Source organism: Pleomorphochaeta caudata (assembly GCF_055395745.1).
The window spans coordinates 480,324-497,427 of sequence record NZ_AP042458.1; the positions used below are offsets into that span (position 1 = coordinate 480,324).

General features: G+C 27.6%; 14 protein-coding genes. 3 read left to right on the top strand and 11 right to left on the bottom strand.

The annotated features are described in order from the left end of the window. Positions 1–11 precede the first annotated feature (11 nt). The 4 genes from ACZ5RS_RS02225 to ACZ5RS_RS02240 form a co-directional block, all read right to left on the bottom strand. On the bottom strand, positions 12–1,001 hold the full coding sequence (locus tag ACZ5RS_RS02225) for a LacI family DNA-binding transcriptional regulator (protein ID WP_464637247.1): 990 nt from the start codon (positions 999–1,001) through the stop codon (positions 12–14). A 110-nt stretch (positions 1,002–1,111) separates the two neighbouring features. Beyond that, entirely contained in the window at positions 1,112–2,152 is a 1,041-nt protein-coding gene (locus tag ACZ5RS_RS02230; protein ID WP_464637248.1) for an ABC transporter permease, read from the bottom strand. A 17-nt stretch (positions 2,153–2,169) separates the two neighbouring features. Further along, positions 2,170–3,663, bottom strand: coding sequence for a sugar ABC transporter ATP-binding protein (locus ACZ5RS_RS02235; protein ID WP_464637249.1), 1,494 nt, complete (start codon positions 3,661–3,663; stop codon positions 2,170–2,172). An 80-nt stretch (positions 3,664–3,743) separates the two neighbouring features. Continuing rightward, positions 3,744–4,721 (bottom strand): sugar ABC transporter substrate-binding protein, encoded by a 978-nt coding sequence (locus tag ACZ5RS_RS02240; RefSeq protein WP_464637250.1) that lies wholly within the window; start codon positions 4,719–4,721, stop codon positions 3,744–3,746. A gap of 245 nt (positions 4,722–4,966) precedes the next feature. Between ACZ5RS_RS02240 and ACZ5RS_RS02245 the strand changes: the two genes are divergently transcribed. After that, complete coding sequence (locus ACZ5RS_RS02245) at positions 4,967–5,998, top strand: NAD(P)-dependent alcohol dehydrogenase (protein WP_464637251.1); 1,032 nt, start codon at positions 4,967–4,969, stop codon at positions 5,996–5,998. 169 nt (positions 5,999–6,167) lie between these two features. Here the strand turns inward: ACZ5RS_RS02245 and bglB are convergent, their stop codons facing one another. The 6 genes from bglB to ACZ5RS_RS02275 form a co-directional block, all read right to left on the bottom strand. After that, positions 6,168–7,256 carry a beta-galactosidase BglB gene (gene bglB, locus ACZ5RS_RS02250; RefSeq protein WP_464637252.1) on the bottom strand — a complete coding sequence of 363 codons (1,089 nt, stop codon included), beginning with the start codon at positions 7,254–7,256 and terminating at the stop codon, positions 6,168–6,170. Positions 7,257–7,325: 69 nt separating this feature from the next. Next, complete coding sequence (locus ACZ5RS_RS02255) at positions 7,326–8,573, bottom strand: ABC transporter substrate-binding protein (protein WP_464637253.1); 1,248 nt, start codon at positions 8,571–8,573, stop codon at positions 7,326–7,328. Between the two features lie 28 nt (positions 8,574–8,601). Continuing rightward, positions 8,602–9,423 (bottom strand): carbohydrate ABC transporter permease, encoded by an 822-nt coding sequence (locus ACZ5RS_RS02260; RefSeq protein ID WP_464637254.1) that lies wholly within the window; start codon positions 9,421–9,423, stop codon positions 8,602–8,604. A gap of 3 nt (positions 9,424–9,426) precedes the next feature. Beyond that, positions 9,427–10,329 (bottom strand): carbohydrate ABC transporter permease, encoded by a 903-nt coding sequence (locus ACZ5RS_RS02265; RefSeq protein ID WP_464637255.1) that lies wholly within the window; start codon positions 10,327–10,329, stop codon positions 9,427–9,429. Between the two features lie 141 nt (positions 10,330–10,470). After that, positions 10,471–11,727 carry a glycoside hydrolase family 28 protein gene (locus tag ACZ5RS_RS02270; protein ID WP_464637256.1) on the bottom strand — a complete coding sequence of 419 codons (1,257 nt, stop codon included), beginning with the start codon at positions 11,725–11,727 and terminating at the stop codon, positions 10,471–10,473. A 102-nt stretch (positions 11,728–11,829) separates the two neighbouring features. Further along, positions 11,830–12,750 carry an AraC family transcriptional regulator gene (locus ACZ5RS_RS02275; protein WP_464637257.1) on the bottom strand — a complete coding sequence of 307 codons (921 nt, stop codon included), beginning with the start codon at positions 12,748–12,750 and terminating at the stop codon, positions 11,830–11,832. 118 nt (positions 12,751–12,868) lie between these two features. Between ACZ5RS_RS02275 and ACZ5RS_RS02280 the strand changes: the two genes are divergently transcribed. Together ACZ5RS_RS02280 and ACZ5RS_RS02285 are read left to right on the top strand one after the other, a co-directional pair. After that, entirely contained in the window at positions 12,869–15,319 is a 2,451-nt protein-coding gene (locus ACZ5RS_RS02280) for a hypothetical protein (protein ID WP_464637258.1), read from the top strand. Next, the gene (locus ACZ5RS_RS02285) at positions 15,316–16,200 is read left to right on the top strand and encodes a sugar phosphate isomerase/epimerase family protein (protein ID WP_464637259.1); all 885 of its coding nucleotides are present in this window, start codon (positions 15,316–15,318) and stop codon (positions 16,198–16,200) included. The genes ACZ5RS_RS02280 and ACZ5RS_RS02285 overlap by 4 nt, the downstream gene beginning before the upstream one ends. Here the strand turns inward: ACZ5RS_RS02285 and ACZ5RS_RS02290 are convergent. Further along, a complete protein-coding gene (locus ACZ5RS_RS02290; protein ID WP_464637260.1) occupies positions 16,197–17,102 on the bottom strand; it encodes a helix-turn-helix domain-containing protein in 906 nt (301 codons plus the stop codon). The genes ACZ5RS_RS02285 and ACZ5RS_RS02290 overlap by 4 nt on opposite strands. Positions 17,103–17,104 lie beyond the last annotated feature (2 nt).

The window sequence follows — 17,104 nt, forward strand, 5'->3', positions numbered from 1 at the left end:
TCCTATTAATTTTACAATCGATCTATAAATCCTGTTTCATACAAGATTTCAGATTGTTCAATACTGCTATTATTAGGATTTTCTATAAAATGAATTATCATATCAACAGAAGCCTTAGCTATTTCTTTTGTAGGCTGAGTAATGACTGAAATTGGATACTGAAGCATATCAAACCATTTATTATTATCATATGTAACTATTTTAATATCATTTGGGATTTTAAGGTCTAAAAGTTCTATAGCTTTTATAGCTAAATAACAAACACCAGAAGTAGCACAAATTAGTCCATCAATTTTATTTTTAGTAATGAATTTTGCAATAAGCTCTACTGAGTCTTCCTGAAAATAATTAATTTTCTGAATTTTAGGTAATTTTTCATTATATTTCTCTTGCCAACTAAGTCGATAACCTAATTCACGCTGATGAACACTATAAACTTCTTGTGGGTACCCAATAAATCCAACATTTTTACAATTATGATTAAACAAATAATTTGAAGCAAAATAACCAGATTGAAGGTTATTAATACCAAAAAATACTTTATTTACATATTCAAACTTTCTATCAAAGCAAACTACTGGAACTTTTGTAATTTTTAATCTTGGATTACAATTATATGCATCAACAGGAGAGATAATAATTCCACTAACTCTTTCATTATCTAAAAGTTTATTAATGTTTTGAGTTTCTAGTTCATAATCATCTTGTGAATCACATACAATAATAGAATAATTAATTGTTCTACAATGATTTTCAATAGATTTAATAACAGAAATTGAATAGTCTTCCGTAATATCAGCAACAATTAAACCAATATATCTAGTTTTTTTTGAAAATCCTTTACCTTTTTCAAAAGACATTTCATCCATTGTCTTTTCAACAAGTTTTCGGGTTTCAGGTTTTACAAATCTAGTATTATTAATTACATGGGATACTGTTGAAATTGATACACCTGCAGCATTGGCAACATCTTTTAAAGTAACTTGTTTTTTACTACTCATTTATTTAAAACTCCTCTTCTGCAGATATATTTTTTTAATTCTAATCTAATAATATTATTCTTTCAATATAATTATTTTTTTATCTTTTTATTATTTAAAAATATAAATAATCATTCAATTTTATTTGTTGGTTTTTCTTTTTTGTCAACATTTTTATTACTTTTCTTACTATTAATATTTCCAATATGGCTTTTTGTTCTTCTATTTTTGGACCATATATCATAAATAACAGCTAAAGCAATAATTGCACCACGTACTACTTGTTGCAAATATGAATTAACATTTTGTAGGTTCATAATATTATTTAAGAAACCAACAATAAAAGCACCAATTACAGTACCACCAGCTGTACCAATACCACCAGAGAAACTAGTACCACCAATAACAGAAGAAGTTAAAGCCGTAAATTCATAATTAATTGCACCATTTGGAAGACCTGCATTAACTCTAGACATAAATAATACACCAGCAATACCAACAAAAACACCATTAATTAAATAAGCAACCATTTTATTCTTATTAACATTAATACCTGATGCTACAGCAGCTTCTTCATTACCACCGATTGCATAAAGAGAACGACCAAATCCTGTATTTCTTAATATATACCAAGTAAAGACTAAAGTAATAACTAAAAATATAACTGGAGTTGGGATAAAACCAATTGATCCTTGTCCTACCTTAACATAATCTCCAATTTGATAAATATTTTGACCATTGGTAAATAATAGAGCGCCACCTCTAGCCATTGCTTGCATTGCAAGAGTAGCAATAAATGGCGGAGTTTTAAACTTTGTGACCATAAGTCCATTTAAAAAATTACAAAAAACGGCAACAATAATTGCAACAAAAAAAGCAAAAATCATTGAATTATAACTTTGATATGCAGCAACAGATAATACACCTGATAAAGCTAAAACTGAGCCAGCAGATAAATCCAACATACCACATATTATCAAAATAGTTTCACCAAAAGCTAAAATAGTAGTAACAGAAATCTGCCTTGAAACATTTGATAAGTTTCTCGGTGAAAAGAAGTTTTCATTCACGAAAGTAAACACAATGAATAAAACAACTAAAACCATAAATATACTATATTTCTTTGTCAAATTTGACCAAACTCGACCATATTTTTTTAATTTATTTTCCAAAACAAACACTCCTTATTTTAAATTACACCAGTTGCATAACGCATAATATTTTCTTGAGTAAAATCTTTTCTAACTAATTCACCCTGAATTTTTCCCTCAGCCATGACATAAATTCTGTCACACATACCAATTAATTCAGGCAATTCAGAAGATACCATTATTTGAGCACGACCCTCTTTTGCTAAATCGGTCATTAATTTATAAATTTCAAACTTAGCACCTACATCAATACCACGAGTTGGTTCATCTAAAATTAATACATCAGGATTACTTAACATCCATTTTGCCAAAACAACCTTTTGTTGATTTCCTCCACTTAAAGCTTCAATAGCAGTTTCAATGCTAGGAGTTTTTACATTCATAGCTACACAAATTTTATTTACACTATCAATTTCTTCTTTTGAATGTAAAAACCCATGATAAAAAATTTGTTTCAATGAAGATAAAGTAGTATTTTCTTTTACATCCCTAACAGGGATTATGCCAAATCGTCTTCTATCTTCGGATAGCATTACTAATTTATTTTTTATACTATTTTCAACATTGCTAATTTCTATTTTTTTATTTGATAAATATACTTCACCTTCATCATATGGATCTAAACCAAAAAGAGCTCTCATTACTTCTGTTCTACCCGCACCCATAAGTCCAGCAAAACCTACAATTTCTCCTGCTTTGACATTAAAATTAATATTATTAAAAACTCCAGTTTTAGAAAAATTCTTTACTTCTAGTTTTACATCCCCAATCTCAATATCTTCTTTTGGATAATTACTACTATCGAATTCTCTACCAACCATTAAATTAATAACTTTTTCAATTGTTAATTCTTTTGCAGGCTTTGAATCAACTACCATACCATCTCTTAAAACTGTAATATCATCAGCAATCCTAAAAATTTCATCCATTTTATGAGAAATATAAATTATAGCGACACCTTTTTCTTTTAACTCAAATATCTTTTTAAACAAGCTTTCAACTTCTTTATTTGAAATAGCTGAAGTTGGTTCATCCATAATTATTATTGATGAATTATTTGATACCGCCTTCAATATTTCTAACATTTGACAATCTGAAACTGATAATTCTTTTACTTTTTGTTGTGGATTATAAGATAAATTTTCACTTTCTAATAAATCTATTGCATTTTTTCTAATAGCTTTCCAATCAATTCTATTAATTTTATTTTTAGGCCATTTACCTAGAATCAAGCTTTCTTCTACAGACATTTCAGGAACAAAATTTAATTCTTGAAATATCATAGAAATCCCATTTTCTCTTGCTTGAATTGGGTTTTTTATATTGACTACTTTTCCATCAATTTTTATATCACCAGCATCTTGATGATAAACTCCATTAATTATTTTCATTAATGTAGATTTACCAGCTCCATTTTCTCCACAAAGAACATGAACAGTTGCAGGTCTAACAGCAAAATTAATATTATCTAAGGCTTTAACCCCAGGAAAAGATTTTTCAATATTAGTGACTTCCAATTTATATTGACTCATAACTCATCCCTCTGTTTTTTATATAAACATATGAGGCATATCGAGTAGATACACCTCATAAATTTTTAATTACTATTTTCTTATTTAATAAAGCCAACTTCTTTATACATTGTAATATATTGGTCAACGTTATCTGCATTAACTAATGGACAATCAATATCTATATTAATTGGTTCTGCGTTTTCATTAGTTAATAAAGTATTTGCAGTTGCTAAAAGATTTGTTGCTAAATCAAATGCACTTTGTAAACAAGTTGAAGTCATTCTACCATCTTTAATTAATAAACAAGCTTCAGCTGTTCCATCAACACCATAAGATAAAATATCTTTATATTCAGGCATATCTTTTATTACTTCAATTGCACCAGCACACATATTATCATTCATAGAAATGATTGCATCAATCTTATCGTTTGCTTGTACCCAGTCTTCCATGTGAGCCATTGCTTCATCTTTATTCCAGTTAGCAATTTGCTCCCCTACAATTGTTACATCAGAACGTTTGTCAAAAAATTCTTTTTGCCAAGAAATTCTTCTTTGATCTGCATGGAAGTTTCCTGGAGGGCCTAACAATACTACTACATTAGCATTCTTAGGAATTTGAGTTACTGCTACTCTTGCATTAACAGCTGCTTGTTCATATGGATCAGCATCAACTGAGGATGCACCATCTATTCCTGATATACGAGCATTAGTTGTAATACATTTGATTCCAGCTTGAACTACTTTTTCTGCATAAGGTCTTTGAGATTCACCATTATTTGGTTGAATAATAATACAATCAAATTGATTTGTAATAGCATTTTCAATCATGGAATTTTCAATATCATCAGAAGCTTGTCCATCAAATACACTTAATTCAATATTTGGATATTTTTCAGCTTCTGCCTTTACTGAGTTAGCTAACCATGCAGCAAATGAATCAGCTTGAGCTCTTGCGATATATGCTACTTTATAAACTTTTTCTCCTGAATCCTTTGATTCTGAAGATCCGCTTGCAAATAACATACTTACAGATAAACAACACAACAATATTGATAATAAAAATTTTTTCACCATCCAATCACTCCTTTTGTTTTATAAAAATTTTTCTTTATGCCTTATATTATCATATTAATTTTCCTTGTCAAGAAATTTTTTAAAATATTTATTTCCTTATAATATAGCTATTTATAACTTTATATATAAATATTTTTTTATCTAATTTGCGCAAATTATAATTAATTATTCGATAGATTTTTCTTGACATGATTTTTTTTTCATGCAAAACTTTATATAGATTATCAAAAAAAGGATACAGAAAAATGAAAGCATTAGTTCTTGAAGAAATTAAAAAACTATCTATCAGAGATATAGATATAAAAGAAAAACTGTCTCCAAATGATGTACGTATAGAACCTCAATGCGTTGGTATTTGTGGAAGCGATGTTCATTATTATAAATATGGAAAAATTGGAGACTTTATTGTCAAAGAACCTATGGTATTAGGCCATGAGGCAAGTGGTATAATTACTGAAATTGGATCAAATGTAAAAAATCTTAAAGTTGGCGATAGAGTTTGCATGGAACCTGGTGTTCCAAACTTTCAAAGCAAAGAAACTTTAAATGGAATGTACAACTTAGATCCAGAAGTCAAATTTTGGGCTACCCCCCCTATTCATGGTTGTTTAAGAGAGTCTTTTATTCATCCAGCTATTTTAACATTTAAGCTTCCTGAAAATGTTTCATTCGAAGAAGGTGCAGCAGTTGAACCTTTGGCTATAGGAATGTATTCAGCAAAAAAAGCAAAAATAGAACCTGGTGATATAGCTTTAGTAATGGGTGCTGGTACTATTGGTATAGTTACGGCTATTTCAGCATTAGCTTCTGGTTGTTCAAAAGTTATTATTGCTGATATTAAAGAAGAAAAATTAAACATTGTAAAAGAAAATTATCCTTCAATTATAACTGTAAATTCAAAAGAAGAAGACCTAAAAGAAGTAGTGTATAAAAATGCTCCTTATGGCGTTGATATCTTTTTTGAAGCAACAGGTGCAAAAGGTATTTTGGAAACCTTCACTAAATTTGTAAGGCCTGGTGGTCGTGCTGTTATGATTGGAATGCCAATAGAACCTGTAAAATTAGATGTTGTTGGATGCCAAGCAAAAGAAATTACTCTTTATAGTATTTTCAGATATGTTAATATGTTTGAAAAATCTCTTAGATTAATTAGCTCTCAAACTCTAAATGTAAAACCTTTAATTACTCATAGATACAACTTTGATGATGCAATTGAAGCTTTTGAATTTGCAGCCACAGAACCCGGAGATGCAATTAAAGTAATGCTCCATAAATAAAAATTATTACTTGATTCTCCTTTATCTTATAATTTTTATACAAATATATAATAACAGCTCAGTTTTAGTAAATTAAAAACTGAGCTGTATTTGTTGGTTAGTAAAATAAAAATTTTTTACCTATATATAAAATTTAAACACAAACAAAAAGAAAAATAAAACTTAAAATTTATTTATCATATTTTAGCTTCTCAACTAAAGCCAACATAGCTAAAGCTTGGCCATAGGGCATGGTTTTTATTGGTATATCCTTATAAAATTGTTTTGAATCTCTACCCATTGGAGTCCCATAAGAAACATTTTCTAAAGTTCCAACTTCATTTATATTCTCTAAAATTGCACTAATAGCTCTATCAACATTATCTAAATATTTTGGTTCAATAATTTCTTGATTAATGGCACATAAAATTCCAAAAACAAAACCACAAGTTGCACTGGTTTCTAAATATGAAGTTTCATCATCTATTAAGGTATGCCACAATCCAGATTTATCTTGGAATTCAATTAATGTCTCAATTTGCCTTGATAACAACATTTTCAAGAATCGAGCTTCACTTTCACTTGAGATTTCTAAAGATAAGAATTCTGGAATGGCCGCTGTTATCCAACAGTTTCCACGACCCCAAAAAGCTTCAACAAAATTATGATTCCCTTCAAAAGTCCAACCGTGATACCACAATCCATTTTTATTTTCACTTAAATAATAAGAATGAATTAAAAACTGATAATTTGCTTCATCGATATATTTTTTATTATTAGTAAATTTTCCCCAATTTGCTAAGAATAAAACAGACATAAATAAACTATCATCCCATAATTCTTGTCTATTAACAGAATCACTTGTTTGATGTTGCAACCCACCAAAAGCAGTTCTAGTCATTTCATTTAGAATAAAATCTGCCCAAGCTTCACATTCTTCTTTATATTTTTCATTTTCTGTATAAGCTGCATATTTAGCTAATGTAAGCATAGGAGTAACTGTATTAATATTTTTTGAAGGTAATCCTATCTCAAAGCACAATGAAAAATATTTTTCAATCATATTTAAATACTTATTATCTTTTGTTATTTCAAACAATTTCCAAAGGCCATATAATCCAACCCCTTGTGTCCATTCCCAAAATTTATATCTGTTTATATTATCTCCAGCTAAATTCTTTTTTTCCATGTTTGTTAAAAAAGCTTCATCTTTTTCATATAAAATTGATTGAAAACTCTCAATAAGTAAATTTAATTTGTTTAATAATTGCTTCTTCATATTTTCCCTTATATGTTACTAATATCAAAAATCGGGGGAGATAACTCCCCCATAAATAAAATTGTTATTTTATTTCATTGAAACGTTTGTATAGTTATCTAAAATTGCCTTAGTGAAATAATCTATTACACCTTCTGTATCTAATTCTTTAGCTATAGCTTTATCAACAGCATCTCTTAATGCATTACCATAAGTTTCACCAGGATGTGCATTTCTAACTGCTTCATCAAAAGCTGGTTGAGCAACTGTAGCATTTAATTCTGCATTGAAAATATCCATACCCTTAACAGTATATGTAGCATTGATACCTGTCTTTGATGGTAAATAGTTACCAACAGAACAATATAGTGAATAATTTTCAGGTTGATAGAACCATTCAATAAATTCTTTTGATTCTTTTTCTAATCCTGTTCCCTTAAATGCATATAAGTAGTTACCACCTAAACAAGTTGCTCTATCAGTTGTATAAGGCATTAAAGCAGGATCCCATTCGAAGTTAGTGATATTTTTTGAATAATCATTTAATACCCAGTTACCAGACATATGAACTGCAACCTTTCCTGTTTTAAAAGTTGATTGAGCATTTTCTGTACCAAGCCCTACTGAAGCTGGAGAAATATTTTGATCATAAATATTTAATAAGAAATCTAAACCTTTTCTAGTTTCTGGTGAATCAAAAGCAATTTTACTAGCATCATTTGGATCAAAAATTTGCATTCCAAATTGATAAAGTAATGTTTGAATACGTTGTGCACTATGATCAATTACAATACCATAATCACAATCAGAATTAGCTACTACTTTATTTACAGCTTCAATGAATTCATCCCAGGTCCATCTTTGAGATTCTTCTGTAGGATAAGCTACACCTGCTTGATCAAAAGCAGTTTTATTAACAATCATTCCAACTGCAGTTGAGTTAATTGGAGTTGCTAATAATTGGCCATTTCTTGTTACATCTCTTAAGAAATCTGCTTGTTTTAAGGATGTATCATCTAATGGTAATAAGAAATCAGCATATGCATCCATTTCAGTAGTTTTAACTAATGCTGGCAATTCATTTACTGAAGCTCTATTCATGATTTGAGTCTTCATATCACCATAAGCGATTTCATTAATTTTTACTTTAAATTCCTCGTGAGTTGAATTCCATTTTTCAACAATAGCAGCCATTGCGCCACCTTCTAAACTATCGTCTGATAATAGAATTTCTAATGTTTGAACATCTCCTTTTGATGATGTTTTTTCACTTGTTCCGTTTGCAAATAAACTAATACTTACTAATAAACAAAGAAACACTGTTAAAATTTTTTTCATTTTTATCTCCTTATAAAAAAATTTTTTATTATCCTTTAACACCACTTGTAACGTTGGTGCTCATAATTTGCCTATTAAAAATTATAAATACGATTAATATTGGAATCATTGTTAACACTGATGCAGATAATAAGGTTGTCCAATCAACAGCTTCTGCTCCAGACAATGTTCTTAAAGCAATTTGTAAAGTATATTTTTCTGGAGATCTTAAAGAGATTAATGGCCAAATGAAATCATTCCATCTCCATCTGAAAGAAAAAATACCTAAAATAGCTAATTGACTCTTACATAGTGGTAACATTAAAGATATAAAAATACGGCCTTCATTTGCGCCATCAATTCTTGCTGCCTCAAGCAAATCATCAGGAATTGATGTAAAAAATTGTCGCATTAAAAATACACCAGTCATTGTACCAACTGTTGGTAAAATACAAGCCCATAAAGTGTTATATAACCCAAGCTTATAAATTACAGTAAAACTAGGACGCATAATTACTTCTGTTGGTAACATCGTTGTAGCCAATAAACAAATAAATAAAATATTTAACCATTTATATTTATATTTAGCTAAAGCAAACCCACACATTGAACTCATAATTAGAGTTATTATTGTTGCTATAATTGTTATAAAAGCGGTATTTGATGTATATCTTAAAAAATCAAATCTAAATAAAGCAGTAATATAATTATCAAAACTAGGACTCTTTGGAAAAATAGTCATAGGATATGCAAATAATTCAGTCCCATTTTTAAAAGAACTAACAATTAACCAAAAAACAGGAAATGCCCAAATTATTCCAAAAAACAATCCTAGAAAACCATTTAATGTATTATTTTTTTTATTCTTCATATACTACTCCCTCTCAGCTTTTGCATTATGTTTGGTTTGAATTACAGAAATAATAATTAAGATTACAAACATCACCATTGAGGATGCAGAGGAATAACCAACTTGCATTTTGTCAAAACCAGTTTGATAAATATATTGGATCATATAAGTAGTTGCTGAACCTGGACCGCCACCAGTTAAGGTTAAAATCATAGCAAAAGACTTAAAGGCACTAATTACAGATAAGATTATTATCATGAAAGATACAGCTGATAAACCGGGAAGGGTTACATTAACAAAATCTTGAAAAGCTGTAGCTCCATCAATTTTTGCGGCTTCATGCAAAGACTTAGGAATTTGTTTTAATCCCCCAATAAAAATTAACATATTGGTACCACAATTGGCCCAAACAAAAGCAATTATTGTTGTAATAAAAGCAGCATTACCATTAGTTGCCCATTTTATTTTTGATAAATGTGCCATTTCTAATAAATAATTTAATATTCCAAAATTCTCACCAAAAATCCATCTCCAAGTAAGCCCAACCATAATTGTTGATAATAAAGTTGGCCAATAGATTAAGATTCTCATAAAAGAATTCCCTTTTATTGATTCATTATTTAACAATAGTGCTAAAAACAAAGCAGTAAAATAACCAAGAGGTACACAAAATAAAGTAAATTTCACTGTATTAAATAAGACTTTATAAAATTCAGGATCACTAAAAAGTTTAAAATAATTATCTAGTCCAACAAAGTCCATTCGAGAAAGACCATTATAATTAGTAAATGAATAACTAATTCCAAGTGTTGCTGGAGCTATAAAAAATATTAAGAAAAACAATATATTTGGTGCACAAAATAATAAAGCCCACTTTTGTTTTGTATCCAAATTATTCTTATAATTTCCTTTTTTTTGTAATTTCAAACAAGCCTCCTTAATATCAAATAACAAAAATCTTATTATTCAATTGTGAAAAAAACACATATAAACTATCTAATATTTAATAATACATTGCATTTTTTGCTATAATTTAAGTAAAAAACACTATATTTACTAATTTTTTAACTATGAAATTTTTATTATTTCAGCACTAAAATTCTCTTTATCTATATTTGATTCAAAGTCATTAATCTCTGGGGTTAAGCAATTAACTAAAATAAAAAGTGAGGGTTTATTATAAATAAATTGTGGCTCATCGTACTTTGGTCTTAAATCAATTTTATCCTTGGACCACTTACTTTTACTTTTCAAATTCATATCTATTTTATTAAATTTAATTTTTCCTATTTTGCTCTTATCATCTGTTGCTAACAAAATAGAACTTTCACTTTCAATATATATATTTTCAAATACTACATTATCAATGAATCCACTTATTGTATTTGAATTTCTATTAAAACTTGTTATTGAAATAGGTTCACCAGTACCCCACCAATCATCACTAAAGCGTCTTGTTTTTATGATAATATTAGAAAATCTAACGTTTTTGACATTTCCTGAATCTCGAATTTGCAAGGAAATACCTCTATTACTATCTATTATTTGGCAATTGTTTATTAAAACATCTTCAAAGGAATCAACACCTTCTGTTCCAATTTTTAAAGCAGCACTAGTGCTAGTTAAAATACAATCACTAATTATTACATTTTTTGTTGGAGGATATTCACTATTACCATTACAATTTTTTAAGCAAATACAATCATCAGCACAGGAAATTCTACAGCCCTTAATTATTACATTTTGACTATGATCAGGATCAATACCATCACTATTTGCAACATCTAAAGGATTATCGATTTGTATTGAATCAATTAATACATCCTTACACCCCGCAAAATGAATTGTCCAAAATGGGGCATTAATAAAGGTTGTTTCTTTTACTACTAAATTCTTACAATTTTCTACGTATAATAGAGTTTGTCTAGGATAGAAATCCCCATTTTTATAATACTTATTTATAGTATGAACAAAACAATCACAATTCCCATCAATAGTTCCATAACCATCTATTGTAATATTATTTGCATTTAAAGAATATAAAAAAGCATAAGCTGGTTTTCTTGTTACAGGAGTACCAACACCCCTATTAGAATCATTATCAATATCCCCTGGTTTAATATATTTATCTATATTATCACTAGCTAGTAATTTTGAATTTTTCTCAAAATGTAAATGAAGATTTTCATGTAATATTAAAGAACCAGTTTTATAAATCTTACCACTTTTAAATACAACAATATCATTATTATTAATTGCTGTTTGTATGGCTATTGTATCATCAACAATTCCATCTCCTATGGCATTTTTGGGATAATATTCCATGTAAAAGCTCCTTTTATAAAAAAACTTTAACACCCAAAAAAAGCATAAACTACTTATTATTTGCTTAAAAATCAAAATTATATTGCATTTTTTGTTATTTAATTAATTAAAATTCTTAAATCTTAAAAGTTTTCTCATATCTCCATTCCCAACTTTCCTAAACTGAGAAGGAGACATTTTTACATATTTTTTAAAGACCCTATTAAACTGACTAAAAGAATTAAATCCACATTCTTCACCAATTTCCTTTATTGGTTTCTTCGTATTAATTAGTAGACTTTGAACTTCCCTAACCCTAGTCATTTGAACATAATTAATTAAAGTAAAACCAGTAATTTCTTTAAATTGATGAGATAAATAACAGGGACTAATAGAAAAATAATCAGCTATATAATTTAGGTTTAATTCTTTATTCAAATTTAAGTGAATGTAACTAGAAATTTCATATATCTTTTGAGTAATTGAATTACCTATCTGTTCAACCTCAAACAAATTCTTTTCCTTATATTCTAAAATATTATATAAAAACTCAATAAATTTAGAATGAATATACAATCTATTATTTGATACTTTATTATAATGTGCTGAAAAAATTTCATTTAAAGGACTAAAGATTTTTTGTCTATCCTCAAAAGAAAATCTATAAATTGGGACATCATTTTCAAATGTAGAGAAAAGCTTTTTTAAATCTCCATTTAATCCAAACATTGTATATGGGATATTAAAATTAATAATGACTCTTTTTCTTGGATTTCCTTGATGATATTTTGATTTGTGTAATCTAGAAGGTTTTAATAAAACAATATCATATTTATTTAAGTCAAAATATCTACCTTCAATTATATGAGAAATTTTATCATCTAATGAAATTAAAATTTCATAAAAATTATGGAAATGTTGAAATTCCATATTAATCTTATAACTTCTAACATCATAATCAAAACTATAAAATAATTCATCTTTATCTTCATTAATAGTAATTCTATATTTTTCAATATATTTTAATTCTTCTAAATTTTGCATAAATCAATTGTGTTTCACTAACACAAAAAATGCAACATTTTTTTTGCAAAATAAAAAAAAATGAGTAGATTTTGCCAAAAACAATGTTAAAATTTTAAATAATTAAAAGGAGAATCTAATGTCTGAAATTAAATATGAGATAAATAAAAATGAAAGTATTACACGGTGGTGGACTAGTGATGTTAAAATCACACCATTTGAATCCCCATGTAAAACCTTTAATGCTGAAATTAATTCTGGAGAAGGATATGTCCAAATAATATATCCTGTTAGAGAAGCTTTTATTAAACAACATAGTTTATCAAATGTAGAAAGATATAAAAAAGATTATGATCATGTATATTTCCCTTTTGAGAATAATCGTGTTGATTTTTCTACCTTTATTAGTACTCCTCATAAAATGGAAGTGCACGCCCTAACTTCTATCGAAGTAAATGAAACAAAGAAATATAGTTTTGAGATTTATACTTGTGGAGCTATTAAAATCTGGGTAGATAAAAAAGTTGAACTAGAATTTTCTCCTTTTACTAGAAACATTGCAACTAGCACTGTATTAGATCTTTTATTAACTGAAGGAAAACATACTATTGAAGTCTATGCTGAAGAATTAGCGGAAAGAGATGTATTTTTCTATTTTGAAATTAGATCATTAAATGATGAAAAAATTATTGGGGTACTCCCTTTTAATGGCGATGCTAATATTTTAAACAATTATGAAAATTGGTTAAAAAGTTGTTATTTTAAAAGAGATGTTTATACAGATGGGATTATCTATTTAGATTTTGACAATTGTCCTTTTAATGAAGGAATAGAATTACTACTTAGCGTAGATAAAAAAGATTCTCCAGATTTATTTGAAGAAGATGTGGTTAAATATCAAATAAAAAATAATCAAAAGAAAATAACCTTAGGAAATGTTAAAGACTTTAGAACAGGAGTATATAAATTAAAATTAGGAATTAATATTGAAAATCAAACAGTTTATAGGATTTTACTATTAGCTATTAGACCTCCTCTTAATATTGAAAAAGCTCCATTAGCTTCAATTAATGAAAGAAAAGAGCAAGCTGCTTCCTATATAATAGAAAATGGCACAGCTTCAATTACGACCTCTCTTTTAATGATTGATAGAGAGAAGAAAGTAAGCAAAAAATGTGAACAAGGCATCTTAAAAAGTTTAAAAACTATTGAAGATAAAGCAGACTGTGCTGATTTCGTTTTTTCTCCAATGCTTATATTAATAAAAAGATATAAAGAATATTTATCGACTGAATTATATAACAAAATTTATAATACTATTATCAATTTTAGATTTTGGATTGATGAACCGGGCAATGATGTAATGTGGTATTTTTCAGAAAATCATGCGCTTCTATTCCATACTGCTCAATTTTTATCAGGACAAATGTTTCCAGATGCTGTTTTCTCTGTTAGCAAGAAGAAAGGCAAAGAGCAAGAACAAATTGGAAAAAATAGACTTATAAGCTGGTTTGATTCCTTCTTCAAATTTGGTTTTGGTGAATGGAATAGTGCAACATATATTCCTATTGATTTAATTGGATTCTTTAGTTTATATGAATTATCTGAAGATATTGAAATTAAGAATCTTGCTAAAAAAGCATTGGATTATGTTTTTGAGTTAATCGCTTATGCGTCTTTCAATGGTATCTTATCAACATCCTATGGAAGATGTTATGAAAAAACACTTAAAAGTAGAGAACAAGTTGAAACAAGTTTCTTTTCTTGGATTGGATTTAAAGAAGGTTTTGTTGGTAGAAGAACTCAAGCAGTCCCTCTTTTCTGTTTATCTAATTATACTTGCGATATTAAAATTTCAGATTATAATCCAGAAAAAAATAAAAACTTAATTTTTAAACAAGGGCAAGGCTTAAAAAAAGTAAATATTTATACCTATAAAACTGAAGATTATATGTTATCTTCTGTTCAAGCTTTTAATCCCTATAAACATGGGCATCAACAACATATAATGAATGTTACCCTAGCTAAGAATTGCGAGCAATTCTTTATTAACAATCCAGGGGAAAGATCCTTCAGCGGAGAAAACAGACCAAGTTATTGGGCTGGAAATGGCACAAATCCATATGTTTTCCAAGAAAAAAATACTTTACTTATGAATTTTAAAATTGATGAAAAAGAATTAGTTCATGCCATTCATGCTTATGTACTATTTGATAATTATGATGCAACAATTGAAGAAAATAATTATTTATTTCTAAAAAAAGATGATACTTATTTAGCTATCTGGTTTTCAAATGGTTATAAAAAAACCACTTCAGGAGCTAATACGAATAAAGAAGTTATAGCAAAAGGTTTAAATCAAGCCGTTATTATAAAATGTGGATGTAAAAGAGATGATTCATCATTTACTGATTTTATTAATAGTTTTAAAGCTTCAAAAATAACATACAATAAAGAAAAAAATTATTTAACTTTTGAAGAATTAAAATCAAATAAAATGGAAATTAAAGATACTCAATCTTATTTAAATAATCAGTTAGTTGAATTTAATTATGATTATAATCTAGAAAAAATTGAGGAATATCTATGATTGGATTTAGAGCCCATGACTTTGGAAAATTTGATGATTTCGATTGCTTAATAAATGAAATAAAAAAATTTAATACACCAACCTGTATTCAATTTGCTTTATCGAAAGTATTAAACAACTATAATTCATATTCTAATTTACCAAATGAAGTAGCAAAAGAATTTTCAACAAAATTATTAGAAAATAATATCTCTATTGCAATAATTGGTTGTTATATTAATCCTATTCATCCGAATATAGAAATTCGAAAAAAACAATGGGATGATTTTGAAAAAGCCTTAGTAAAGGCTAGGTATTTAAACTGCCCCTATGTTGCAACAGAAACGGGTATTACAAATCTAAATGATGAATATGATATTGAGACTTTTAGTCAAAAAAACCTAACTATTTTCTATAATTTTCTAGATAAAATGCTCCCTATTGCTCAAAAAAATAATTCAATAATAACTATTGAACCAGTAGCTGATAAACATACTATTTGTTCAATCGAAAGAACAACTAATATGCTAAATAAATTTAAATGTGAAAATTTGAAAATAATCTATGATAGTGTAAATTTAATGAGCAAACAAGCTATAAAAGAAATAGATGGAAGTGTAAAAAAAGTTCCAACTTATGAAGCTCAAAAAAAATTTCATGATTACTTTTTAGATGTTTTATATAAAGATATAGTAGCTTTACATATAAAAGATTTCAAAATAGATAATCATGGAAACAAAATTGGAGATTTACCAATTGGTAGTGGTGTAATGAATTACAAAGCATTATTTGATAGCTTAAATAATCATCAAATAAAAGCTCCTAAATTATTAGAAATGGTTGATTTGAATACTTTAAATCAAACTATCAAGACTTTAAAAACTCTTGATATTAATGATTAATCATCAATAGGTTGAATATATCTAACAGAATTTGTCAATTTTTCATAAACTAATTCACAATCAATTTCAGGTTCCCACTCTTCGCCTCTCTTATATTGAAGAGTTGTCAAACCTGTTATTTTTTTAAAAGATTTTGAAAAATTATATTGATCACTATAACCTACTTTTGAAGCAATCGTTGCAATTGTATCATTTGTTGTTCTCAATAATTGGCAAGCCTTTTGAATCCTTAACAAAATAAAGAATTTTTTTGGAGTCATTTTAATTGCATTTTTAAATGCAATACTTAATTGACGCCTAGTTAAATTACTTTGTTCTGCTAACTCATCAATTGAAATTGGTTTAGAAATATTACCTCTAACAGTTTCTAAGGTATTAGATACTAAATAAGCTGCATTATTTCTTACATCTATTCTAAGCATAGAATTATTAATTTCAATTAAATAAGAGAACATAGAATATAAAAGAGAAGCTATTGTACAATATCTATTAGGCAAATTCTGAGCTTTATCATAAATTTTGGTTAATTGCTTAGATAAAAAATTCTCCTTATCATTCTCAATTTTTGGGTTCCATCTATATATGTTACCTCTAGCGAGATATATTTCAATCATAAAACCAGTAAATTCAATCCAGTAAAAACAAGTATCATTATCATGCGATTTAATTTTAAAATCTTGAAAAGGAAACGCAACAAACGTTTCCCCTTCTAAAATATTTCCATCATATTCACTACCATTAAAAATAATATCATTTTTTGTAACACAAAATAAGACAAACCTATCTTTAATTGTTCTTAAATACTCTTCATTTTTTCGCATAGTAACTTTGCCACAGCCTAAAATATCTAATAATAAATTTTTGTCTTTTCTTTCAGCTATTTCAATGTTTCTACTATCCATAT